Here is a 21331-nt window from a genome sequence, read left to right as displayed (position 1 = left end):
TAAGTGTGGCGGGCTTGTTTTCGACAAGGATTTGTCTACTGACGATCCAGTCCGGTCAGCTGGTTGAAGACTGCCTGATTTACTCGGACACCTTCTGTTTGCTCCAGCTGAGAGATGAACTGGTTGAGCAAGGAGCTTTCCAGTGCGCCTGTCAGCTGAGTGTCAATGCGCTGCACGTTTTCAGATTCTGTCATGAAGGCTGGAGACGTCGTGTCGGTTAGGACAAGAAGAATGCGGTCTTCGTTGTTGCCAGGAACCTGAGAGGCGGTGCCTTTTGGTCCGGAAAATGCTGCAGTTACAGCAGAGCCGGAAAGCTCCGCGATGCCGCCGTTGCGGGTGAACGGAGCGGATGTAGCTGTTGTCAGACCTTCGGCCGTTGCGACTTCGGAAAGAGGCTTTCCTGCTTCGACTTCTGCGATCAAGGCTTGAGCTTTTTCTTCCAGTAGCTCTGCCGTGCGGTTGGCAGTCCAGTCAGCAGTCACGGCTTCTTTCACTTCAGAGAGTTCTCTGTCGCGGGAAGGGGTGACATTTTTCACTTCGTACCACAGGTGACCTGTACGGCCGATTTCCAGTGGATCATTTTCAACGCCAACATCGGTAGAAAAGACTGCTGTGGTCAGTGCGCTTGCTTGTGGAAGATCAACAGTTTCGCCCGCTTCGTTTTTGCCGGAAGCGTCAAATGAAGGTGTGTTGATCAGAGCCAGATCAAAGCGCTCAGCGATTTCTTCAAAGGTGCTGCCGCCTGCGCGTGCGTCTTCGACTTCGTTGAAGAGGTCTTCTACTTCATCGGCTGCGTTTGCCTGAGCAACGACACCGCGTAGTTCATCTTTAACGTCTTCCAGAGGCTGTACTGCAGCTGCCTTGACCTCTTTGGCAAAGAGGACCGCGTTGGTGAACTGGCCTTCAACCACGTTGCTTGCCTGACCTTCTTTGAGAGCAAAAGCTGCATCTGCAATTTTTTGATCAAGGAAGCCGGATTTGTTCATGAGGCCGAGATCGACATCTTTTTCGGTCAGATCGCGTTCATTCATGAGGTCTTCAAAGGTCTTGCCGGACTCCATCTCAACAACAGCGGCTTCTGCTTCCTGTTTGGTTGGGAAGGAAATCTGGAAGATGCGGCGATGTTCCTGAGACTGATAGCGGTTTTTGGTGCGCTCATATTCCTGAGCGAGTTCCGCTTCAGTCACATTTTCCGGCTTTGCAATCTTGTCTGCTGTCAGCTCGATCAAAGTGGCACTGCGGTATTCAGGTGCTTTGTAGTTGCCTTTGTTCTCTTCAAAAAACGCAGCGAGCTCTTCGTCAGTCGGAGCTGGAACATTTGTCAGAGAGCTCTGTGGCAGCACGAGGTACTCAACAGTGCGCTCTTCCATTGCGTATTTGTCGAAGGCTTCGAGCATTGCTTTAGGCACAACGATGCCGCCGATAACAGCTTCTGCAAGCTGCTGACGCTCTGCGACGAGCTGTTGCTGCATCACGAATTCGTCTTCGCTTATGCCCAGATTATAAAGTACCTGGCTCAAGCGATTACGATCGTAGCCATTTACACCCTGAAATGCTGGTGTTTCCTGAATTGTTTTGACAATAGCTTCATCAGATACACCGATGCGCAGCTGTGATGCTTCATAATCAAGCGCAGCTTCGGCGATGAGGCGGCCCAGAACCTGAGCTGGTACGCCAAATGCAGCGGCCTGTTCCTGAGTGACAGGCTGGCCGACGCGGCGTGACAGCTGGTCGAGCTCGCGTGAATAAGCTCGTTGGAAATCCTGAGCCGAAATTTCTTTGTCGCCAACTGAGGCAACAGATGTGGAGCCGATTCCAGTAAAGACGTCAGCGATCCCCCAAACTGCAAAGCTGAGGACCAGAAGGCCGATCAGGATCTTTGCAAACCAGGAACCTACGCTATTACGCAGCGCGTCGAGCATAATTTTATCCGTTCTCTTGTTGAAGGCGAGGGACAGTCTCCCCGCGCACACATGCAAGGCCGCCGGATAATAGTGTTCCTTTCGCCCTGGGGCAAGTTTACACGCCATAAAGGCTGTGAGATTCGACAGGAGATACGAAGTTCATCGTACTAGCGGTAATCCGCTATGGGACTTAAGTGTTTTTTCTGCTAGTGAGCACACATTCCATTTGGGAATTTGGAATTCATATTTGGGGAACGGATCAAATGACTAATCGGCCACTTGTTGCTGGTAACTGGAAAATGAATGGCACCAAGGCTTCAGCTGCAGAGCTGGAAGCTATGGGCGCGGGATACGACTCAGCACTTGCCGAAAATGTAGAGCTTCTGATTTGTCCACCTGCATTGCTGGTTGCGCAGTTGGCTTCCCAAGACAAAATTGCGATTGGCGCACAGAACTGCCACGCAAATGAGAGCGGTGCGCATACTGGCGATATTTCTGCGGAAATGATCCGTGATGCAGGCGGCAAGTTTGTGATTGTTGGTCACTCCGAGCGGCGCGAAGATCATGGCGAATCTGATGCGGACGTTTGTGAGAAGGCTGAAGCTGCTTACCGCGCTGACCTTGTTGCTATTGTTTGTGTTGGTGAAGTTGAGAGCGAGCGCCGCGCGGGTACAACGCTTGACGTGGTTACCAAACAGGTTCTGGGTTCAGTACCAGCAGGCGCAACTGCCGAAAACACTGTAATTGCTTATGAGCCTGTTTGGGCGATTGGCACTGGATTGACGCCAACTCCAGCAGACGTTGCTGAGGTTCACGCTTCTATTCGCGCGACTCTCATCAAGCAGTTTGGTGGTGATGTTGGCGGTAAAATGCGCATCCTTTATGGTGGCTCTGTTAAGCCTACCAATGCAAAAGAGCTGCTTGCGGTTGAAAACGTTGATGGTGCTCTGGTTGGCGGTGCAAGCCTGAAAGCCACGGATTTCCTTGGAATTGCCGAAGCTTATCGCGGCTAATAATAGCCGGTTTTTTATAATATTCTTAGCAGTCCACCAATTTGCTGCGCCTTTAGGGTAGAAAGGCGCAGCAAATTCGGTTAGAAGGCCGACTAACGAATTCATTAAACCTACGGATACCTATGGAAACCGTTCTGATTGTTATCCACCTGATGGTCGTCGTGGCGCTAGTAGCACTGGTTCTACTGCAGCGCTCTGAAGGCGGCGCATTGGGTATTGGCGGCGGTGGCGGCGGTGGTGTGATGAGCAGCCGCGGCACAGCTAATGTGCTGACTCGCGGTACTGCGATTCTTGCTGTCTGCTTCTTTGCTACTTCACTCGCTCTTTCTCTGTTGGCTCGTTATGACGAGCGTCCAGGCTCTCTGCTTGATCAGGTTCCTGCCGGTTCAGCAACGCAGGGTACAGAAGGGGGCGCTGGCAATGGTCTTCTTGACCAGCTTCAGCAGCAAAGTCAGCCAACTGGCCCGCAGGTTCCACCTGCTCAGTAATCTGCTGTAAAGCAGAAACAGTTGAAATATACGTCTGACGGCACCGCACACTTGTGCAGTGTCCGTCATTCGTGCGTTCAGACATAACTCAATTATCCAGGGTATTGGATTATCAGGCACCCACCAAGGCGTGCTTCCCTATTTGATAAATTCCACCCTTTCAAACGTGGTAGCGATCCATGGCACGGTACATATTCATCACCGGTGGTGTTGTTTCTTCTCTTGGGAAGGGACTTGCCTCCGCAGCTCTTGGTGCGGCTTTACAGGCGCGCGGATATAAGGTTCGGCTCCGTAAACTCGATCCTTATTTGAACGTTGATCCGGGTACTATGAGCCCTTACCAGCATGGTGAGTGTTATGTGACCGATGATGGCGCAGAGACCGATCTGGATCTTGGCCACTACGAGCGTTTCACGGGTCGTCCGGCAAATAAGCAAGACAACATTACCACTGGTCGTATTTATCAGGACATTATTGCGAAGGAACGCCGCGGTGATTACCTTGGCGGTACCGTGCAGGTGATTCCTCATGTGACTGACGCGATCAAGAACTTCGTGCTGGATGGCAACGAAGGGTATGATTTCGTGCTTTGTGAGATTGGTGGCACCGTTGGTGACATCGAAGGACTGCCGTTCTTTGAAGCCATTCGTCAGCTGGGCAATGATTTGCCGCGCGGACAGGCTGTTTACATCCACCTGACACTGCTGCCTTACATTGCAAGTGCTGGTGAAATGAAGACCAAGCCGACACAGCACTCTGTTAAAGAGCTGCGTTCTATCGGTATTCAGCCAGACATTCTTATGGTGCGCTGTGATCGCCAGATCCCTGAGAATGAGCGTCGTAAGCTTTCCCAATTCTGTAACGTACGCGAAGAAGCTGTTATTCCGGCATATGATGCGAAGAGCATTTATGAAGTGCCGCTGGCCTACCATAAGGAAGGCCTTGATGAGCAGGTTCTGGATGCGTTTGGTATCACAGGTGCTCCGGCTCCAGATCTTTGCCGCTGGGAAAGCATCGTCAATTCTCTGTTCAATCCAGAGGGTGAAGTCACCATTGCGATTGTTGGCAAGTACACTGTTCTCAAAGACGCATATAAGTCCTTGATTGAAGCGCTTGTACATGGCGGAATCTCGAATGGCGTGAAGGTCAATCTTGAGTGGATTGAATCTGAAACATTTGAGAAGGAAGACCCAAGCGAGTTCCTTGCTAATGTGAACGGTATTCTGGTTCCTGGTGGTTTTGGTGAGCGCGGCTCTGAAGGCAAGATTGCTGCTGCACATTATGCGCGTGTGAACAACATTCCTTACTTCGGTATTTGTTTTGGTATGCAGATGGCTGTTGTTGAAGCCGCGCGTAACCTTGCAGGTATTGCTGATGCGAGCTCTACCGAGTTTGGTCCAGCCAAAGAGCCAGTTGTTGGTTTGATGACTGAATGGACACGCGGTAACGAGAAAGAGCAGCGTCAGGCGGAAGGCGATCTGGGCGGTACCATGCGTCTTGGTGCTTATGATGCAGTTCTGAAAGCTGACAGTAAGATTGCTGCGATCTACGATTCCACAGAAATCTCCGAACGCCACCGTCACCGTTATGAAGTGAACATCGGGTATCGTGAGAAGCTTGAAGAAGCTGGTCTGATTTTCGCCGGTACGTCTCCAGATGGTGTTCTGCCTGAAACGGTAGAGATCGATGACCATCCTTGGTTCATTGGTGTTCAGTACCATCCAGAACTGAAATCACGCCCGTTTGAACCGCATCCGCTGTTCTCCTCCTTTGTAGGTGCTGCGCGCGATAATAGCCGTCTGGTTTAATCGGACCTTTTGGGGGAAATACTTTGACCAAGGGAATTGACCATATTGTTCTTGCTGTAAACTCTTTGCGGGATGCTGCAGGGCTTTGGGAACAGCTCGGATTTAAGGTGACGCCAACTGCGCGTCATCCTTGGGGTACTGAAAACCGCCTCGTTCAGCTGAATGGCAGTTTTCTTGAGGTTTTGGCGATTGGCGAAAACGCTGAACTGACAGAACCAAGTGAAGGTGTTTTCTCTTTCGGAGTGTTCAATCGCGATTTCCTGCTGAAGGGAGAAGGTGCTTCCATGTTCGTGATGGATAGCACGAGCGCGGCGGACGACCGTGAAGCATACACTGCTGCCGGTCTTCCTGAGTATGCGCCATTCTCCTTTGAGCGGATTGCTGTTTCTCCTGAGGGCGAAGAACGTCAGGTTGCTTTTGATTTGACGTTTACGGCAGATCCCCTCAGCACGGAGCTTGGCTTTTTTACTTGCCATAACAAGTTTCCAGAAAACTTCTGGAAGGCAGAGTATCAATCCCACCCGAACACTGTGCGCGATCTGAGCGAAGTCATCTTTGTTGCTGACGACCCTGCTGATCATCATGAATTCCTGAAGGCGTTTATTGGTGAGCGTACTGCACGGCTCTCCAGTCTTGGTGTCGAGATTGAAACGTCTCGCGGGGTAGTCAAAGTTCTTTCTCCGAGTGCCTATGAGAGCCTTTATGGGGTTAAAGCTCCAGCTAATCGGGCAGGCCTTAAATTGGTGGCCCTAGGCTTTTTGGCTGCGAATCTGGAGAGCTTTGGTAAATATGCTGAAGCGCTTGGTGGACGCAAATCCAATGATTTCTGGGTGATTGAGCCAGAACGAATGGCCGGTGTTGCCGTGATTTGCAGCTGATCCTTTTTAAACTCCGAGGCTATCGCTTTCGGGGCTTTTATTTGTGCTGAGCCTGGTGAGTTATGCAGTGACAATGAGTGGTGCCTGATTTTCATCCACGATGAGCTCCAATTGAGCTGGAGGCGACGAAAACTCCATGACCTGTACTATGTTGTGGTTCGTTCCAGCTCCATCCTGATCAAAACTCAGAACGCCTCCTGATAGCTGGAAGTAGTCTCCCACATTTTGCTGCGTGACTTGTTCTGATCCAATCAATTCTGTCACATCCAGCCGATCAGCATCATCTCCAGATGAATCGTAGTCAGTGATGAGATCTGCAATTGTGAGATTGGAGAGATCGAGCACAAATGTATCGCTGTCGGCTCCACCTTCAAGTGTGTCCCTGCCACCCATTCCTGCAATCTTGTCTCGCCCTTCCATGCCGGAGATGTGATCGTCACCGTCGAGACCTTTGATCAGCTCGCTGGTTTGCGTCCCTGTCAGCACATCATCCCCGGATGTGCCAAGTATGGGCGATGCTGCCTGCTTGATGGAAATGAGATGGCTGTCCGTATCTGTATCGCCATCCCCATCTTCAACTGAAATGAAAAACTGCAGTGTTTGGTTTTGGGGAAAGTCCAGCCCCGTGTCGGCTGTAAACTCCCATGTGCCATCGGAATGGATGGTAAGTTCACCTTGCTGCGTGTTCAGCGTGGTTTGTGTGTTAGGAGCCAGATTGACGATGTGTTGGTCGTTTACGTCCGTGTAGACAGTCACTTGCGCGTATCCATCAGCACCAGAGCTGAGTGAGAAGGTATCGTTGATTGTCTCTCCCTCAGTTACGACGTTCTGTGTGTCTGAGATGTCGATGTCTGGATTGTCATCTTTGATTGAGATGTTGGTGATGCCCAGAGCAGTGCTGCCGTCTGTATCCGTTGCGACAATCGGGACACCTAATATTGTGAAATCGCTGGTTCCGTTGGTCACATGCGGAAAATCTGCAAGCAGTGTGGCAGTTACTTGAACTGAACCCGTGGTTCCTGCAGCAATGGATGCGCTTATCAGGGCCAATTGAATAATGTTTTGGCCATTAATTGAGCCTGTGAATGTCTGTTTATCAGCTGAAAGCGCCCAGTTGATGGAGGTGACGACAGCGCCGCTGTCATCACGGACCTCGATACTGGATGTGTCTCCAATCGTGAAGCTTATGATATTATCAGAACCAGCTGTGAAACTCAGTGTATCACTTTGTGTTTCTGCTGTGCTTGCTGGTTTTGATCCAATTACATCTCCTGTCGGCTCATTGTTACCGACCTGATCTCCCAAAGCACTCTCATCAAGACTTAAGGCGATAATGTCGCCACCGAACGGATTTGTGCCATCGGTGATCTTGATAGTCTGGGTGTCTGACGTGGTGTCTCCATCAGCATCCGTTGCGGTGATGGTGAAGGTTTGCTCTTGCGGACCGTTGTTGTCCAGATTGGTAGCAGCTTCAAAGGAGTAAGTGCCATCCGGGTTGACGGTGAGGATACCCTTAGGCATGTCAAAGATAGCAGGGGTGTTTCCAGATAGAGAGACGGTCTGGTCGATCTCACCAGAAATGGAAACGGTGACGTCAGTAACGCCATCAGCTCCGGAAGTGAGCGACCACGTACCGTTGAGTGTGTTGCCTTCTGCGACTGAGGCTGGTGTTTCTGCAATGTCCAGCTGTGGTGCATCGTCAATGATGTTGATCTGAATGTCAGCTGTGACCATGTCTCCGTCATGGTCTGAGGCGTCTATGGTGATGCCGTTGATGTTGATAGGATCTCCGCTTGCATCATGGGGAAAGGCATCTGTCAGCGTTGCTGTGACCTTTACCGAGCCTTGTTGACCTGCTGGGATGGCTGAAGCATCCAATGCCAAAATGATAGCAGGGGTGCCGTTTATTGAACCAATAAGTTGACCATTCGAGATTGCCCAACTGATATTGAGGGCCGCATCTCCATTGGTGATAGTGATGCCTGAAGGATCACCAAATATGAATGTAGATAGGTCATCAGAGCCCGCAGTGAACGTCAGAGTGTTGGAGGTGTCTGTCTCAGCAGTGCTGGTTGGATTTGAGCCAGTGATGTTGCTTGCTGCCAGATCAGTTTGATCCTGCGTTGTATCGAGTGCTGCTTCGTTGACGATGAGGATCAGATCTACTGCTTCACCGGGCAAGTTGTCTGGTGGTGTTGGTGATGTGCCGTCGATGATGGTGATGGTCTGTGTGTCTGACGTGGTGTCTCCATCAGCATCTGTTGCGGTGATGGTGAAGGTTTGCTCTTGTGGATCGTCGTGGTCAAGATTGGTCGCTGCTTCAAAGGAGTAAGTGCCATCCGAGTTGATGGTGAGTATGCCTTTGGGCAGCGTGAACGTGGCAGAGGTGTTGCTGGAAAGGGAGATGGTCTGGTTGGCTTCTCTGGGCACTGAAATAGTGACATGGTTGACGCCATCAGCACCTGAGGCAAGGGACCAGGTGCTAGCGAGCGTGTTGCCCTCTGCGACGGTGGCTGGTGCGTCCGCAATATCAATCAGAGGAGTGTCATCGAGGATATTGATGGTGATGTCACCAGTTGCCTGATTGCCTTCTTCATTGGTCACACGGACCTTCAGGAGGTCTTGCTGCGCACTGTTGCTGTGATCACCTGAGGTGCTGAGAGTGTAGGTCCAGTTGTAGGTTCCATCTGGATTAACCGTAATAGCGTAGGTCCCATGGGAGGTTGTGATCTGGCCGCCATTGGTGACATCTACCCAGACATTTTGAATGGGATCGCAAACTTCGAGCGTCTGGAGCGGGGAGGAACCGCTTTGGATGTTCATCGGCCCAGCAGTTTGAGTGGCGGCCTGTCCTGCTGCAGTACCAGACGCGAGGCCGGACTCGTACACATCATCAGTGTTGCCTGCGAAAAAGGCAGGTGTCACTCGCGGATTGGATAGGTCTGGCGTGGATGTGGTTTGCTGGTCAGGTTCGAATGTGCCATCTCCAAATTCACGTTCGAGAACCTCTTCATTGAGCTCTGAGGGCAACAGAAGTGGGGTGATTGGGAAAGCTGGCTGGACGACGATTGAGATTGGCTCGAAGTCATTTCCGCTGCCAATGAGTTCATCGTTGGCAGGTAACGGAGACTGAGGCTCATGGTTGTCGCTTGAGGGCTCAGAAGCGCTTGGTGCACCCGATGAGGTCTCTGGACCAGCACTTGGTTCTGCGTTTCGCGCAGCTGTAAATGCTGTTTGAATTTCCTGCGCGGTGAGGAGTTGATTTTCAATCTCAATGGAAGGCGGATTGTTGCTGTGACCTTCAATGATCAGACGTGTGCCATCTGACAGGGTGATCTCGGTGGTGCCATTGGCGGTCTGGATGTCTGCAAGCTCCAAACCTGATGGCAACAGCAGAATTTCTCTGACAGGATCCCATTCCACTTCGTTAAGAAGCAGGTTCATGCCACGTGGTTGGCCATCTAACTGCGTTTCTGACGTTGTTTCAATGTTATCAGGAAGTTGGATAATGAGCTGGCTGACATTTGACGTTGTTGAACTGGCCTCTTGTTGAGATGCATTCTTCAGCCCTGGGGCCTGTTCAGGCGTTGTTTGATTGCTTGGAAGCGCTTGAGGTTCACCGGTTCTGGTATTCGGCATGCAAGGCTCCCTTTGCAAACTGGAACAGGACGTTAGCGCGCCTTTTCTGAGTGAGAAGACAACGTCTCGCTGAAATTGTGCTGCCGAATTCTAAATCAAATGGAGTTCAAATTTATATATACATTATACAATACGCATAACTGACAATATTAGAGGCCGCGTCTGTTGAGTTGAGGTTGCTATTACTTTTTGAGTTATTGATATTTATTACACTTAATTGCGTGAGGAATGACATTATATTAAAATAAAGTAAATTAAAGCTTCAGTTGCCCGGTTGTCTCAAGTATTGCGTAGAGGGCGTGTGTATGAAGTTGTTTGCGCCACTTATTCTTGGCGTTGCTGCCGTTGGCTTGTTGAGCGGAGCAGGCCACGCGATGTCTCTCAGAGATGCAGTTAACCTTACTGTCTATAGCAATCCTGAAATCGGAGAAGCGGTTTTTGACCGCAATGCGATTGGCTTTGAGCTGAAACAAGCTAAAGGCGAATGGTTGCCGCGTCTTGATCTTGAGTTTCGCGGGGGTGCCGAATGGGCTGATCGCAGTTTTACCCGTCAGCGGGATCAGTTCTTTTATGGCCCTTATGAAGTGAGAGCGACAGGTCGGCAAAAGCTTTTTGATGGATTTGCGACGACCTATGAGATTGAGCGTCAGAGAGCTCGTCTGGATGCCACGTCTTTCAGAGTTTGGGAGCGGTCTGAGTTTATCGGTCTGAGTGCGGTGCGTGCCTATGTGGAAGTTTCCCGTCTTTTTGAAGTGAAACAGTTTGCTCAACGCAATATTGCTTATCACTCCAAAGTTGCCTCGGATATGCGGGCAGGTTTGTCTCGCGGGGTTGTCTCCGTTGCAGATGTTCAGCAGGCAAGTGAAAGGGTGTTTGCTGCACGGCTTGCATTACAGGAGGTTGTTGAAGAGCTTGAACTTGCTGAAGCCACATTTATTGAGGTGGTGGGCAAGCCTGTAGGACGCTTGGGGGGCGTCCCCAGTGTTTCACGACGCATTCCTGGCACGCTTCCTGATGTTTTGAATGTAGCACGGCGGAACAATCCACTGATCGCGTTGCGCAAAGCCGATGTAGATGCTGCAAATGCGCAGATTAAGATTGCAGAGGCAGATTATTATCCAAGATTGGATCTGGAGCTTTCCTCGCGTGTTGGTGAAAACCTGAACGGATTTCCTGGCGTCAATAATCAGGCTACAGCGCTGGTTGTCATGCGTTGGAACCTCTTTAATGGCAATATCACGAAGAACAGGCGTGCTGAGCAGGTTGAGCGGGCGGGTGAGGCACGGATGAGAACGGCGCGGGCTTTTCGTGAAGTTGAGCGGGAAACGCGTGCTTCCTGGATCCGGCGTGTTGAGCTTTCCAAGCAGCTTGCAATCATCAAAAAACAGCTTTCAGCATCACAACAGCTTCTCATTTCATATGAAGGCCAGTTCACCGTTGGACAACGAACTCTGCTGGATGTTTTGGATACACAAAACACAGTCTTTTTTACTGAAGTCTCCGAGATTTCTGCCCGCTATGCGCAAACCTTTGCCAACTACCGATTGCTGGCAGCAATGGGCGGTTTGCTGGAATCGTTTGATGTTCAACCTCCTGCCCAAGCCGAAGCGGGCTATCGTAAAGTACGGGATGATGAGGAAACAGAGGGCTGGCTGCCGGGGAAAGTGTTGCCAGGCGTTTCAGCTCAGTGGGCGCGTGGGACACCTGTTGCCATGCCTAAACCGAAACAATGAGGGAGGGGATTTTGGGCAGACTTAAATTTGCAACGGGCATGAGCGGTCCTGCACTCCTCATCTGGGGGGCTGCCATGTCTCTTTCGGTATGGGCAGGAGATGCTGTCAGCGCGGACCTTGCCGTTGCGACCTCTGATTATTATCGCGGTGGTGTGTGCTACAATTTCAACCTGCGACACCCCGAGGAGCTGCACAGCGAAATTTCTGTTCGGGTACGTGATTATTTTGAGGAGGCAAATACCGTTGTTGTCTCTGCGCAGCGCAGCTCAATCGTGCAGTTGCGATTTGATTGGGCGTTGGAAACAAGAGACTGGTGTGGAGTTGCCATTGGCTACATGAAAGATGCGGTTTGGGATGATGAAGCTGTCAATCGCTGTCTTTGTTTTCGCGAATACATGAGAGAGTACTAGAGAGTATCTCCGAAAAGTGGAAACCGGTTTTCGGATAAAGATACGCAAAAACAAAGACTAAAACAGTTCATGTGTTTCAGCTTAAATGCGAACTGCTTTAGTTCAGCGGCTCATCGCCGTTCTTCTTCTCGTGTTCCAGATCAATCACACCGCGTTCAAGCGGGCCGTTGTAAAGGATGTTTTTGTTTTTATCGATCCAGACGAGAATTTCGGCAACAGCTGCAAACATGTCTTGCGGAACGAGCTCTTCAATCTCCACTTCCGCATGCAGCATACGAGCAAGCTTTACATTGGCAAAAATTGGCACGCCTGCCGCCTCAGCTTCTGTACGCATCTTAAGCGCAGTCAGATCAAGCCCTTTTGCCACCACCAATGGTACAGCAACCTCGTCGGGGCGATAGGATATGGCAACCGCGTAGTGCGTCGGATTAACCACAACAGCACTGGCTTTACGGGTGTTCTCAAGATTGTCGCTCATGAGAATTTCCTGAGAAATCCGCTTACGTTGCCCTTTAATTTCAGGACTGCCCTCAGACTCCTTGTGTTCCCGCTTCACTTCATCCTTCGTCATCTTCAGACTCTTGATGTGAGTGTGCTTCTGGAACATGAAATCAAGGATCGCCACGCCAACAAAGGCCAGAAACGATATCCCGAGGATCAGTTTCATAATCGCACCACTGATATTAGCGATGCAGGGAATGCCGCAGGAGAGCGAGTTGATGTAAGCACCAATCGCGTACTTCACGGTGAAGTAGAGCATGGTGCTGAGCAGGGCGATCTTCAGGATGGATTTGAGAACCTGCACCACCTGCTTCATGGAAAAGATGCGCTTAAACCCTTCGCCTGGACTGATCTTGCTCAGCTTGGGCATGATACTGTCAACGGCCCAGAGAAAGCCAAACTGTACAAAATTCCCAAAGATCCCTGCCGCAATAGCAACACCAATCAGCGGCAGCACAATGTCCATGAAGGTCGAAAAAACACCAAATACCCCCTCTCCGGCGGAAGAAGAAAAGTCTCGCCGTGCCGCCAGACTGGCCATGTCATCCATCAGGCCAACCAACTTGGAGAAATTTCGGTCCCACGCAAACCAGAGATAAGCAATCACCGCGAACAGCGAGATGGTGGTTGTGACCTCAGTACTCTTGGCCACCTGCCCTTTTTCACGAGATTCACGTTCTCGTTTGGGGGTGGGAAGTTCGGTTTTTTCACCAGAAGTCTCCCCACTCATGGACGGACCTCAAGCTTTTGATCCTGATAGATGTCCTTGCCTTTTTCAAAGATCCCGAAGATCTCGTCCGTAAACAGCTTCAGCTCAATCTGGTGCTCGGCAGCTTCTGGCAGCAGGAATGATAGATAGAACGTCAGCAGAATGACGGCCACGCCACTCTTGATCGGCATGGCAAGAATGAACACCTGAATTTGCGGATCAAACCGGCTGATAATCGCCAGTGCAAACTCTGCAAGGAACATCAGGATCACCAATGGTGCAGCCATAACAAACATCAGGCGCATCGCATTGTCGAAGATCGACAGGATCAGCTCCGGGAAATCCTCTGGCAGAACAGGAATAAACTCTGTCACCGGAAAGATCATGTAGGAGTTATAAACCAGTGTCAGGATGAAGAAGAACCCTGGCGTCAGGAAGAGATAGAGAATGAACGCACGGGAGAACAAATCCCCGACGGGCGAGCTCTCGTTCCCCAGCATGGGATCAATACTGGAGGCAACCGCAGCACCGCGCTGGTTGTCAATCAACGTCCCGGCGGACTGGACGGCCCAAAGCAGACAAGAGATCGTATAGCCAATCAGAAACCCGATGGCATACTCCTTGAAGAAGTAGACAACAAACATCGATCCAGTTGGCGAAAATCCGTCCACATACTGCAGGTTATAGGGGTACAGCGGGATCGCAATCACCATCACAACCACATTACGCGCCATGCGCGACATCAACGTGGCATTGAAGATCTGTGATGTTGCAAACACCGCAAAAATGCGCGGAAACGTCAGCAACAAAACAAGAAATGCATCACGATGAACTGTGGTGATCTCCGCAAGCAGGTTCATTGGCGTTACCTGACCAAGGTCGGGAAATCATCAAACAAGGCCTGCGTAAAGCCAATGGTCTCCGAGCCAAGAAAGCTGGACATCATGAACAGCGTCAGCGCCACGGCGATCAGCTTGACCCCAAACTGGATTGTCTGCTCCTGCATCTGCGTCAAAGCCTGCAACAGCGACACGGCAAGGCCGACAAGCGAGGCAACAATGATTGGCGGCAAAGACAGCATCATCACAAGGATCATCGCCTCGGAAATGCGGTAGACGGCGTCTTCAGGGGACATAAGCTACTCCTCTCACATTTCCGGCTAAACGTAGGTCTTGATGAGGCCAAGGATCAGACGCGACCACCCATCCACCGCCACAAACAGGAAGAGTTTAAACGGCAGGGAAATCGTCAGCGGCGACACCATCATCATACCCATCGCAAGCAGGATGTTGGAAACAACAAGATCAATCGCAAGGAACGGCAGATACAGCAGGAACCCGATCTCGAAGGCCTCACGCAACTGCGAAACCGTATAGGCTGGCAGTAGGATCGCAATGCTGTCCTCTGTCATGCTTGCAGAGATATCCGCAGGCCACAGCTGACGCGAGGCCTCAAGGAAAAACGCCTTTTCCTTACTGTCCGCATGCTTGGCCAGAAAATCCTCAAGCGGCCCCTTCGCGGCAACAAAGGTCCTCTTCATCTCCTCCACCGTGGTGATGGAGTAGTTCCCTTGCTCTACGATCTCAAATGTCTGCAAAAAGACCGGCAGCATGATGTAGCCGGACAAAATGATAGCCAGCGCATTCAACGCCATATTAGGCGGAATCTGTTGCACGCCAAGCGCGTTACGCACCAGCAGCAGCACCACCGAAAGCTTGATAAAGGATGTGGCGACGATGGCCAGAAACGGAACAAGGGCCACAACCACAAGCACTAATATGAGCGAGAATGGATCAGACGTCATCAGCAAATCTCAGATTGGGCGCCTTTGGGCACCTCTGGTTATGTTAGGCTTTGGCGTGACCGAAAGCAGCTTTAAAGGCCGGTGCCCCGGTCAGTTTTAGAAATGCGCAGCGCGACCCGTTCATCAATCTGCACCAGATGCCCCTTGGCAATGCGCTTGCCCGCAGCACGCACATAAACCGGTGTCTCTTCATTAAGTGCAGGCACATCAATGTTCACCAGAGATCCCGCCACCCAGCTTTCCAGCTCAGCAATAGAGATCTCGCGCTCATCAACTTCAAACCGCACAGGCACTGTCATCTGCGACAGATCAATGGAGCCAATCTCCTCAGCAACACTCGCCTGCTCTGCATTCGCTTCTTCGGTTAACTCACTCATACCGTTCACACTCTCAATTCGTTCGCAGCCCCATCCCTGCTCAACCAGCACCAGATGATGGCGGCTCAGCGGCCCGTCCACGGTGATGCGTTGCCCCAGCGCAGGCGCATCCAGCACCACCAGATCTCCAATGCGCAGACTGGAAACTTCAGCGGTTGACAAAGGTGCTTCACACAGCGTCAGGCAGATGGAGGTGTTCAACTGTTCACGCACCGCGCGCCACGCAGGCTGCGCAGTCAATGGTAAATCTCCAAGGAAACTGGAGAGCGCATCAGGCCGCACACCAACTTTGGCCAGCACAGGCGCACCGCCAATTTCGCCATACCGGACAGCAAACCAACTCAGTTGCTCCAGTTCACGCGCTGGCAACAAGGCAGAAACAGGCTGCAACGGCAGCTCACTCTGGATCTTCCTAAAGTCAGCAGGCAACTCATTGCGCAAGTTAGAAACAATGCCTTCAACCAGAGCATTGCGAAGTCCGTCTTCCAGCTCAAGAACATCCGCATAAGCGAGCGGCACATTCAGCTGTGCAGCAAACGGAAAGTCCTCAAGCACCAGCAGAGCTGTTGCACCAGATGCACTGCGCAGCACACTCCCTTGCGCAAACGAGGACGGCGCATCGCTCACCTGAAAGTTTAGCGTATGTGTGCTCTCAACCGTAATGTCCTGCTCCGCATAGCTCAAAGCTGCGTTCCAGTAGGCCAACGGGTCTGTTTTGGATTGATAATTCAAGGATGTCATGAGCTCGTGCTGTTCCCCGCAAAGATGGAGGACAGACCTCCCATTGAAGACGAACCAGCATCAACACTTTCAATCTCCTGCTGTTCCAGTCGATCAAGAATGCGGATTTTCCGGTCAGGAAACCGTTGCTGCAAGGTGCTCATAAGCCCCTGCGCTGCGGCTTGAACTTCACCAGCAACCCGGTCACCACTCGCGCGCTCCAGCACAACAGCCAGACCGCCTTGCGTTGTCATCAGTTTCAGTCCGGCAAGACCAAACCTGTTTGCATCAAGGGTCAGGCTCAAGACGCGCCCGTCGCTTTTGTCTGCCATGGCCTCTGTGCGCATAGCCTGTTCAATCTGGTTCGCAATCGCACTCATCGCCTTATCAACCCGCGCCTCAGTACTAACCTGACGCACGGAGCTGAACAGCTCGGACGGATTGGAAACGGAAATACTGCGGGCTTCAGCGGGATCAGAGGCTGCTAGCAACCGCGCGTGGCTCAAATCAAGCGGATCAGTCTGTCCCTGCTCGGAACCTTCACCGTCTTCCTGAAAAGCGCCCTTTCCTTGGACCGGAACAGACTTGCCTTCAGCGCTGCGCAGCTGTTCCTGAAACAGGCTGACATCCTGCCGGTTCAACCCATCAGAGAACCTGTTGCCCTGCTGTTTGCCAGACATTTTGCCATGTTCACGAGGTTGCTTGCCACGTATATTTTCAAGATTTTGCTGCTGCTCAAGTGGCTGCGAACCCTGAGAAACTTTCATAATTCCACTTGCCTTCGCCCGGAAAACTGCTCCTCGATCTCCTGCTCCTCCGCAGCCTCCATCAAGGCATTGGTCTCAACCCGAAGATCATCCGCAACCTTTCCATACTTATCTTTGATGCGAAGTGCTTTTTGATACTCAAGGCGGGCAGCATCCGCATTTTTAAGCGCGCGATCATAAACATAGGCCGCGCGTTCCGCTGCGTCCTCCAGCTTTTTGACCGCGCTTTCAAGAATCTGCGCCTGCTCTTTCACTTTATCGAGATCATCCGTTGAAATGACCTTCTTGATGATCTCCAGATAAAGCGCATCCTGCTTGGCTGGCAGCGCGGCACGTTCATCTGCCGCAACTTGCCGCTTTTGCTCCAGCTGCTCTTTGGCACGCCGAACTTTCTCCAACTCAGCGTTGAGCGTCCGTTGAGCTTTCTGCTCCTTAAGAGTTTTGACGAGATGAAGTTTTTTGATTTGGTTGATCACGCAACAGTGCTCTTCAATTTGCTCAAGGCCTCATCAAAGCCATTGAACTCATCAGTACGCTGCTGCAGAAACTCTTTGATCGGCTTGTTCTTAGCAATCGCCAGATCAGCCTCAGCATCAGCCCCCTTTTGGTACTCACCAATCTGCACCAGAAGCTCAACCTCCTCATACTTCGCCAGCAACGAGTTCACCTTGCCGGACATCTCACGATGTTCAGGCGTGGTAACCGCCGTCATCACACGGCTTTTGGAATTCAGAATATCAATGGCAGGATAATGGTTGGCCGCCGCCAGCTTGCGCGACAGCACAATATGCCCATCCAGAATGGAGCGAGTCTCATCCGAAACCGGCTCGTTCATATCATCGCCTTCCATCAAGACTGTATAGAACGCAGTGATCGAGCCTTTATCATTCATCCCTGCACGCTCCATCAGGCGCGGCAGCGTGGCAAAAACAGAAGGCGGGAAACCACGACGGGTCGGCGGCTCACCAACAGCGAGGCCAATCTCACGCTGCGCACGCGCAAAGCGGGTCACGGAATCCATCAGCAACAGCACGCGCTTGCCCTGATCGCGGAAGTACTCTGCAATTGAGGTTGCAACAAACGCTGCTTTCGAGCGTTCCAAAGAACTCTTGTCAGAAGTGGCAACAACCACAACGGACTTCTTCATCCCCTCAGGACCAAGATCATGCTCGATGAATTCGCGCACCTCTCGGCCACGTTCACCAATCAGCGCCAGCACGGTCACATCAACAGCAGCGCCCTTCACCAGCATCGCCATCAACGTGGACTTACCACCACCAGCAGAAGCAAAAATGCCCATACGCTGGCCTTCGCCGGTGGTCAGCATGCCATCAATGGCACGCACACCCATTGGCAGCGGCTTGTCGATAATCCGGCGCTGCATAGGATCCGGCGGCTCCTGATTGACCGGATAATGCGTTGCAGGCGTAAACTCCCGGTCCAGCCCATCAATAAAGTTGCCCATGCCATCCAGAACCCGGCCAAGCAACCCGTCACCCACAGGAACAGATTGCACATGCCCGGTCGGACGAACTTCGGTGTCCGGCCCTACGCCATAAAGCTCGCCAATGGGAGACAGCAGTGCTTCATCATCATGAAACCCAACCACTTCTGCCATGAGTTTGCGACCTGTTGAGCGCGTGTAAAGCTCGGCAATTTCGCCAATCTCCACCTTTGGCACCACGGCATGGATGAGTGTACCCACCACTTTGCGGACACGGCCCGTCAGCGGATAAGGATCAACATCAGTTGCAGCTTTGACAAGGGCACGACCAAGCCCTGACACTCCAGACCCAATTTGATTACGACGATCTTCAACGTGTTCGGCAGGTTCAATGAGAGATGTCATGACACCTCCAAAGACCGCTTGGAAGGTGCCTGAGCAGACGAAGTACGACGCAGGATCTCTTCAATTTCTTCCAACCGAACCTGCAAGTTGCCATCAACGCGGCCAACAGGTGCGTCCAGTACAATGTGAGCCCCCTGCAAGTCACCATCCTCGACAATCTCAAGAAACTCGACCTGCTTGAAACCATCAGTGATCGCACCACTCATGGCCATCGCTTGGGAATACATTTCCGGAGCAACATGCAACCGCACACGCTTTTCAGCGCGTAGTGATTTCAGCATACTGCGAGCCATCAGGCGAACGCGCTCAGCATCATCAAACTCATCCAGCAAACGACGCAACAGCGTGATGGTCACCGTGACAACATCATGCTCCACGTCACGCAAGCGCGTGTCGAGCAGTTCTTGCTCACCAAGGATGCGTTCACAGGCTTCAGATTGCGCTTTACGCACACCATCTTCATAGCCCTGCTTTTGCTGTTCTTCATAAACGCGCGTCGCATCCTGCAGAATTTCCTCTGCCTTGCGCTGCGCATTTGCAATGATCTGGTCAGCCGTTTCAACGGAAGCAAATTCAGCTTCCTTAATGATGTGCGTGCCAGGCGTCAGGTTTGCGCCCAGCTCTTTCAGTCTATAAATGCTCGCCATTGTGGCAATCTCCGACGCAAATACTGGACAAAATGCTCTTGCTGCTCTGCTCGCATCACCTGCAAACGAGCGCTAAGTTTTTCGTTGAGTTCATTGGAAAAGCGAAGACGAACAAGCGGCTCAAGTTTCGCATCAACAGCACTGACGAAAGCCAAAATGCCCTCGGCACCAACAAGTGTCAGCGCCTGCAAAGCCTCTTCATCACTTCCACTGCATAGATGATGGAATGCTTCATCATTCTCGCTTTCATAGCCAAGTGAGCTGAAGAAGAACGCCACATCGCGAATGGCAATATCAAAGACCTCTTCACCAAACAGGGCTTCCATACGCTGGCAATCATTCTTCAGCACAAGGCGCCCGATCATCTCATGAAGTCTGGCAATCGCAATGATGCGCATGACGCCGCCAAAATCTTCAGCACCCAAACTGCACAACATCAACGCGAGCCGGGCCAGTTCTGAGACTGCCAGAGTTGGCGTGACCGCCACATCAACAGCAAGCGCAGTAAGCCCAAGCTTATGCGAGACATGCGTGTTCAAAGGCCTCTGAAAATCTTCCTGCCCAGCCAGACCACGCAGCACGTTCAACTCAAGGCCAGCAGCGGTCAGGTGGTCATCATGCGCAAAGGAAAGAGGGTTCAGTAAAGACGCAGCAAGTCTGGCCTGAAGCGGCCAGACCGCGGAGTGATGTGGAGTGCCTGTCATCATGCCAGTCCCCTGCTACTAAGCAAGTTCTTCAGGCAGAAGCTCGTCGTCGTCTCCACCCTTGGCTTTTTTTCCGCCGGAGCTGATCTGCTTGAACAGCAAATAGCCAACGCCACCAATCAACAGCAGCAGCACGACGCCCACAGCGCCAAGGATCTGCCAGAACATACCGGCGTCATCACGCGCAATGCGCAAGCCCGGGAACACGGCCTCATACTCTTGCGCTGAGCGCTGTGAGATTGGCTTCAGCTCACGTGCTGGAACAAGCGCAACAGAAACGCTGGCATATTCAACACCCTCAATCGCATTACTGACCAAGCGCTTGATCTGAGGGATCAGAAATTCAATATCAAACTCTGGGCGATGCTTGATGAAGATCGCGGCAGAAGAAGGCTTCACCTCTTCGCCAAGATCCGCTTTTTCCGGCAAAACGATGTGAACGCGGGCAGAAACAATACCATCGATTTCGGTAATGGTCTCAGCCACTTCCTCACTCAACGCGTAGATAAAGCGAATACGCTCCTCAAATGGTGAGGAGATAATGCCGGATTTCTGGAAGACCTGACCGAGCGTGTCACGCGTACGTTTCGGCAAACCATTCGCATTCAAAATTGTGACGGCACGCTGAATATCGTCGTCATCCACCTGCAAGGTGACAAGACCATCGCCCAGACCAACTTTCTGAGCAGACACACCATTTTCCAGCAGCAGGCTGAGCATGGTGTTTGCCTCCTGCTCAGAAAGGTTGGTGTAAAGATCTGTGTTGCAGGCGGCCAAACCAATCACCATGCCCACAATTGTAATAAAACGCCGAATATTCATTTAGACTTTCACTATACCTACTGAATGCGCAGTCTTAATCAACGCATCAAAGCGTCCAAACCTTGCGTGGTTTTGCCTGCAATCTTCGAGCTCACATCAACCAGCAAAGAGTAGTTCGCCACTTCGATCTGCATGTTGATCAGTTTGTCAAAATGACTAAGTTGGCCACCTTCAGAAATTGCATTGATGTTGGAACTGGTCTCAGAAAAAACACCCCTGACCTTGGCCAACCCGTCAATAACGAAGTTGCTGCCCGTCGGATTGACGGAAGCGATTTGTGTGGGTGCTGATACCGCTGCCACATTCTGGGTAGCATTAACTTGCTCCACTCCGCCAATGACCACATTGCCATTCACGATTTGCCCGGTCACTGGCGGCTGTACACCTCCAGCTGCGCTAAGCGCTGTTTGGAACTGATCCTCGAGCCCGGTAACATCGCCTGTAGAACCACCGGCTGATGGAGCTCCCAACTGCAGCGCCTGCTGCAGTTGGGAGGTGAGTGCGCTGTCCAATACTGTTGCCATGAATGCTCCTCACGTACTGCTGAAACTAAGGTAA

At 51.7% G+C, this 21331-nt stretch carries 20 protein-coding genes; 6 read left to right on the top strand and 14 right to left on the bottom strand.

Going from position 1 to position 21331, the window contains the following annotated elements:
• Positions 1–35: 35 nt before the first annotated feature.
• The gene (locus PsWM33_RS02035) at positions 36–1922 is read right to left on the bottom strand and encodes a SurA N-terminal domain-containing protein (protein ID WP_063299044.1); all 1887 of its coding nucleotides are present in this window, start codon (positions 1920–1922) and stop codon (positions 36–38) included.
• Positions 1923–2167: 245 nt separating this feature from the next.
• Between PsWM33_RS02035 and tpiA the strand changes: the two genes are divergently transcribed.
• From tpiA to PsWM33_RS02015, 4 genes are all read left to right on the top strand, one after another.
• Positions 2168–2917 carry a triose-phosphate isomerase gene (gene tpiA / locus PsWM33_RS02030; protein ID WP_063292482.1) on the top strand — a complete coding sequence of 250 codons (750 nt, stop codon included), beginning with the start codon at positions 2168–2170 and terminating at the stop codon, positions 2915–2917.
• 122 nt (positions 2918–3039) lie between these two features.
• Positions 3040–3405: a preprotein translocase subunit SecG gene (secG, locus tag PsWM33_RS02025; RefSeq protein ID WP_063288990.1), complete on the top strand. Its 366-nt coding sequence runs from the start codon at positions 3040–3042 to the stop codon at positions 3403–3405.
• A gap of 179 nt (positions 3406–3584) precedes the next feature.
• Entirely contained in the window at positions 3585–5213 is a 1629-nt protein-coding gene (locus tag PsWM33_RS02020; RefSeq protein ID WP_063297348.1) for a CTP synthase, read from the top strand.
• Positions 5214–5236: 23 nt separating this feature from the next.
• The gene (locus PsWM33_RS02015; RefSeq protein ID WP_208991952.1) at positions 5237–6091 is read left to right on the top strand and encodes a VOC family protein; all 855 of its coding nucleotides are present in this window, start codon (positions 5237–5239) and stop codon (positions 6089–6091) included.
• 60 nt (positions 6092–6151) lie between these two features.
• Here the strand turns inward: PsWM33_RS02015 and PsWM33_RS02010 are convergent, their stop codons facing one another.
• Positions 6152–9730 (bottom strand): beta strand repeat-containing protein, encoded by a 3579-nt coding sequence (locus tag PsWM33_RS02010; protein WP_063299043.1) that lies wholly within the window; start codon positions 9728–9730, stop codon positions 6152–6154.
• Positions 9731–10035: 305 nt separating this feature from the next.
• Here PsWM33_RS02010 and PsWM33_RS02005 point away from each other — a divergent pair, with 305 nt between their 5' ends.
• Together PsWM33_RS02005 and PsWM33_RS02000 are read left to right on the top strand one after the other, a co-directional pair.
• Positions 10036–11463, top strand: coding sequence for a TolC family outer membrane protein (locus PsWM33_RS02005; RefSeq protein ID WP_063299042.1), 1428 nt, complete (start codon positions 10036–10038; stop codon positions 11461–11463).
• A gap of 11 nt (positions 11464–11474) precedes the next feature.
• Complete coding sequence (locus PsWM33_RS02000) at positions 11475–11873, top strand: hypothetical protein (RefSeq protein ID WP_208991951.1); 399 nt, start codon at positions 11475–11477, stop codon at positions 11871–11873.
• Positions 11874–11970: 97 nt separating this feature from the next.
• On the opposite strand, the gene sctU is transcribed toward PsWM33_RS02000, so the two are convergent.
• The 12 genes from sctU to PsWM33_RS01940 form a co-directional block, all read right to left on the bottom strand.
• Positions 11971–13104: a type III secretion system export apparatus subunit SctU gene (gene sctU, locus PsWM33_RS01995; RefSeq protein ID WP_063299041.1), complete on the bottom strand. Its 1134-nt coding sequence runs from the start codon at positions 13102–13104 to the stop codon at positions 11971–11973.
• Positions 13101–13943 carry a type III secretion system export apparatus subunit SctT gene (sctT, locus tag PsWM33_RS01990; RefSeq protein WP_057463728.1) on the bottom strand — a complete coding sequence of 281 codons (843 nt, stop codon included), beginning with the start codon at positions 13941–13943 and terminating at the stop codon, positions 13101–13103. The genes sctU and sctT overlap by 4 nt, the downstream gene beginning before the upstream one ends.
• Positions 13944–13948: 5 nt before the next feature.
• On the bottom strand, positions 13949–14218 hold the full coding sequence (gene sctS / locus PsWM33_RS01985; RefSeq protein ID WP_008546860.1) for a type III secretion system export apparatus subunit SctS: 270 nt from the start codon (positions 14216–14218) through the stop codon (positions 13949–13951).
• Between the two features lie 24 nt (positions 14219–14242).
• On the bottom strand, positions 14243–14887 hold the full coding sequence (gene sctR, locus PsWM33_RS01980) for a type III secretion system export apparatus subunit SctR (RefSeq protein WP_063299040.1): 645 nt from the start codon (positions 14885–14887) through the stop codon (positions 14243–14245).
• 71 nt (positions 14888–14958) lie between these two features.
• Positions 14959–16005 (bottom strand): FliM/FliN family flagellar motor switch protein, encoded by a 1047-nt coding sequence (locus PsWM33_RS01975; RefSeq protein WP_063299039.1) that lies wholly within the window; start codon positions 16003–16005, stop codon positions 14959–14961.
• The gene (locus PsWM33_RS01970; RefSeq protein ID WP_063299038.1) at positions 16002–16751 is read right to left on the bottom strand and encodes a hypothetical protein; all 750 of its coding nucleotides are present in this window, start codon (positions 16749–16751) and stop codon (positions 16002–16004) included. The genes PsWM33_RS01975 and PsWM33_RS01970 overlap by 4 nt, the downstream gene beginning before the upstream one ends.
• Positions 16748–17227: a type III secretion system stalk subunit SctO gene (gene sctO, locus PsWM33_RS01965; RefSeq protein WP_063299037.1), complete on the bottom strand. Its 480-nt coding sequence runs from the start codon at positions 17225–17227 to the stop codon at positions 16748–16750. Before sctO ends, PsWM33_RS01970 begins: the two co-directional genes overlap by 4 nt.
• Positions 17224–18600 carry a type III secretion system ATPase SctN gene (sctN, locus tag PsWM33_RS01960; protein ID WP_063299036.1) on the bottom strand — a complete coding sequence of 459 codons (1377 nt, stop codon included), beginning with the start codon at positions 18598–18600 and terminating at the stop codon, positions 17224–17226. Before sctN ends, sctO begins: the two co-directional genes overlap by 4 nt.
• Positions 18597–19247 carry a type III secretion system stator protein SctL gene (sctL, locus tag PsWM33_RS01955; RefSeq protein ID WP_063297668.1) on the bottom strand — a complete coding sequence of 217 codons (651 nt, stop codon included), beginning with the start codon at positions 19245–19247 and terminating at the stop codon, positions 18597–18599. Before sctL ends, sctN begins: the two co-directional genes overlap by 4 nt.
• Positions 19226–19954: a hypothetical protein gene (locus tag PsWM33_RS01950; protein ID WP_063297669.1), complete on the bottom strand. Its 729-nt coding sequence runs from the start codon at positions 19952–19954 to the stop codon at positions 19226–19228. The genes sctL and PsWM33_RS01950 overlap by 22 nt, the downstream gene beginning before the upstream one ends.
• A 15-nt stretch (positions 19955–19969) precedes the next feature.
• Entirely contained in the window at positions 19970–20773 is an 804-nt protein-coding gene (gene sctJ / locus PsWM33_RS01945; protein WP_063297670.1) for a type III secretion system inner membrane ring lipoprotein SctJ, read from the bottom strand.
• Positions 20774–20811: 38 nt separating this feature from the next.
• The gene (locus PsWM33_RS01940; protein ID WP_063299035.1) at positions 20812–21297 is read right to left on the bottom strand and encodes a hypothetical protein; all 486 of its coding nucleotides are present in this window, start codon (positions 21295–21297) and stop codon (positions 20812–20814) included.
• Positions 21298–21331 lie beyond the last annotated feature (34 nt).

This window comes from Pseudovibrio sp. WM33 (genome assembly GCF_001623165.1).
Lineage (GTDB): Bacteria > Pseudomonadota > Alphaproteobacteria > Rhizobiales > Stappiaceae > Pseudovibrio.
Note: the sequence above shows the minus strand (reverse complement) of the source record. Positions and strands in the feature narration are given on the sequence as shown.

Bases quoted from the DNA above. Each gene is read 5' to 3' on its own strand.
- PsWM33_RS02035 (WP_063299044.1), bottom strand. From the start codon at position 1,922: ATGCTCGACGCGCTGCGTAATAGCGTAGGTTCCTGGTTTGCAAAGATC.
- tpiA (WP_063292482.1), top strand. From the start codon at position 2,168: ATGACTAATCGGCCACTTGTTGCTGGTAACTGGAAAATGAATGGCACC.
- secG (WP_063288990.1), top strand. From the start codon at position 3,040: ATGGAAACCGTTCTGATTGTTATCCACCTGATGGTCGTCGTGGCGCTA.
- PsWM33_RS02020 (WP_063297348.1), top strand. From the start codon at position 3,585: ATGGCACGGTACATATTCATCACCGGTGGTGTTGTTTCTTCTCTTGGG.
- PsWM33_RS02010 (WP_063299043.1), bottom strand. From the start codon at position 9,730: ATGCCGAATACCAGAACCGGTGAACCTCAAGCGCTTCCAAGCAATCAA.
- PsWM33_RS02005 (WP_063299042.1), top strand. From the start codon at position 10,036: ATGAAGTTGTTTGCGCCACTTATTCTTGGCGTTGCTGCCGTTGGCTTG.
- sctU (WP_063299041.1), bottom strand. From the start codon at position 13,104: ATGAGTGGGGAGACTTCTGGTGAAAAAACCGAACTTCCCACCCCCAAA.
- sctT (WP_057463728.1), bottom strand. From the start codon at position 13,943: ATGAACCTGCTTGCGGAGATCACCACAGTTCATCGTGATGCATTTCTT.
- sctS (WP_008546860.1), bottom strand. From the start codon at position 14,218: ATGTCCCCTGAAGACGCCGTCTACCGCATTTCCGAGGCGATGATCCTT.
- sctR (WP_063299040.1), bottom strand. From the start codon at position 14,887: ATGACGTCTGATCCATTCTCGCTCATATTAGTGCTTGTGGTTGTGGCC.
- PsWM33_RS01975 (WP_063299039.1), bottom strand. From the start codon at position 16,005: ATGACATCCTTGAATTATCAATCCAAAACAGACCCGTTGGCCTACTGG.
- PsWM33_RS01970 (WP_063299038.1), bottom strand. From the start codon at position 16,751: ATGAAAGTTTCTCAGGGTTCGCAGCCACTTGAGCAGCAGCAAAATCTT.
- sctN (WP_063299036.1), bottom strand. From the start codon at position 18,600: ATGACATCTCTCATTGAACCTGCCGAACACGTTGAAGATCGTCGTAAT.
- sctL (WP_063297668.1), bottom strand. From the start codon at position 19,247: ATGGCGAGCATTTATAGACTGAAAGAGCTGGGCGCAAACCTGACGCCT.
- PsWM33_RS01950 (WP_063297669.1), bottom strand. From the start codon at position 19,954: ATGATGACAGGCACTCCACATCACTCCGCGGTCTGGCCGCTTCAGGCC.
- sctJ (WP_063297670.1), bottom strand. From the start codon at position 20,773: ATGAATATTCGGCGTTTTATTACAATTGTGGGCATGGTGATTGGTTTG.
- PsWM33_RS01940 (WP_063299035.1), bottom strand. From the start codon at position 21,297: ATGGCAACAGTATTGGACAGCGCACTCACCTCCCAACTGCAGCAGGCG.